The following is a 1,487-nucleotide window of genomic DNA, read 5'->3' on the forward strand; positions in this document are numbered from 1 at the left end:
GCGCCTCCCGATCACTGCCGCACCACCGACGATTCGGGACCTAACCTTTCAGGTAAAATATGCACCTTTCCACCCAGAAATGACTCCATTCGGCGGGACAGCATTTAAGGAAAATTTGAGAGAGGAACGAACCCTTCCGCGCACCTTTTGAACCATGCATTGACTTTAAGGCCCGCACATGTATCGTCACTTACGCGCCGTGGGCTAAGCGGCGTCACATTTCATCGAATGGGGATCACGCAGTGAAGCGGACCACCAAATCAAGGGCCCTAGCGACAGCCGTGCTCGGCGGCGCGCTCGTCCTCACGACGGCCACCTCGGCATTCGCCGCTGACGGGCCTCACTACCCGACGACGGGTGGTGCCGTTTCGGGCAACCATGGAGTGTGTGCGTACAACTGGGTCCAGGCCGACACGGAGGGGTTCCCCGGCTGGCATGGCAAGCACGTCTTCGTGTCCGGTTTTGCACCTGGCTCCGCAGCCACGACCGATCAAAAGGAATGCCACCTGCACGTTAAGACGCACTACACCAACAAGAGCGGCACCTCTAAGTACACCTACGGCAAGAACCGCTCCAATGCCGCCTTCGAGTCCGCCATGTGGGCGGGGTACTACGAGCATGTCTGGCGTACCGACATGTGGGTTACGACGGACACCGGGAAGGTGATCCCCGGCACACACCTGCAAGTAGGTGCCAGGGGACACGTTTACTTCGTAAAGTGACGTCGACCTAGGGCGCTAAGCGCTGAACCAGCGTCCTCTCGCAGTGAAATCTTCGGGAGGGCGCTGGCCGTCACCCCCCGTGAGGGGCCAATATGGAGGATCTGTGGACTCGTCGGTAATGCAAGTGCTGCGCGGCCACCTGCTCAACATCAGGACAACCTCTTCAGTCAAGGTCACCGTGGACTATGATCAGGCCATCCGCCTATCGCTACTCCTTGGCTATTACGAGGGCGCATGGTCAGCCCCGGATATCGCTTCAGTTTTCGAATACTGGCACGCTCTGCCGGAGGTGCTCTCTGAGTCGGTAGGATGGATCTTCACTATTCGCGACTTCGAGCCATCCTGGATTTACGAGCGCGAAAATGGCGATTTCACTTCCGTGCACGTTGTCGGGGGAGTTGATCGACTGTACTATCAAGTTGTTGCTTCTCGTCGGGGAGGGGAAAAGCAAACGCTCTGCCGGGATATTAACGCTTTGAGGGACGCGATTCGCTGACCATATCGTGGGACGAGCAGCACCTCGTGCACTCGGGGCGTGCAACTTTCGCAATCACAGGATCGCATGTCCCATAATTGAGGCCCTACTACTCCAGCTGTAGATCGTATTCTTGCTGGCGGGGGCTGGTCCGGGAACGGGTGCGTCCACCCGTGATCATCGGTGTGTGAAGATAGAAGATCAGACGGTGGCCGCAGGTCACAACATAAGAGCGTGTCTCACGTGGCGGATTTTGCAAGCTTCTTGTAGCAGGGCAGGGCGGCTGCGAG

General features: G+C 58.0%; 2 protein-coding genes. Both read left to right on the forward strand.

What is annotated here, in order from left to right; genetic code table 11:
• The first annotated feature begins 242 nt into the window (after positions 1 to 242).
• Positions 243 to 722 (forward strand): hypothetical protein, encoded by a 480-nt coding sequence (locus ACFV3R_RS34610; RefSeq protein ID WP_385591524.1) that lies wholly within the window; start codon positions 243 to 245, stop codon positions 720 to 722.
• Between the two features lie 103 nt (positions 723 to 825).
• Positions 826 to 1,218 (forward strand): hypothetical protein, encoded by a 393-nt coding sequence (locus ACFV3R_RS34615; RefSeq protein ID WP_385591526.1) that lies wholly within the window; start codon positions 826 to 828, stop codon positions 1,216 to 1,218.
• Positions 1,219 to 1,487: the final 269 nt, after the last annotated feature.

The organism is Streptomyces sp. NPDC059740 (assembly GCF_042733155.1).
In the GTDB taxonomy this organism is placed as follows: domain Bacteria; phylum Actinomycetota; class Actinomycetes; order Streptomycetales; family Streptomycetaceae; genus Streptomyces.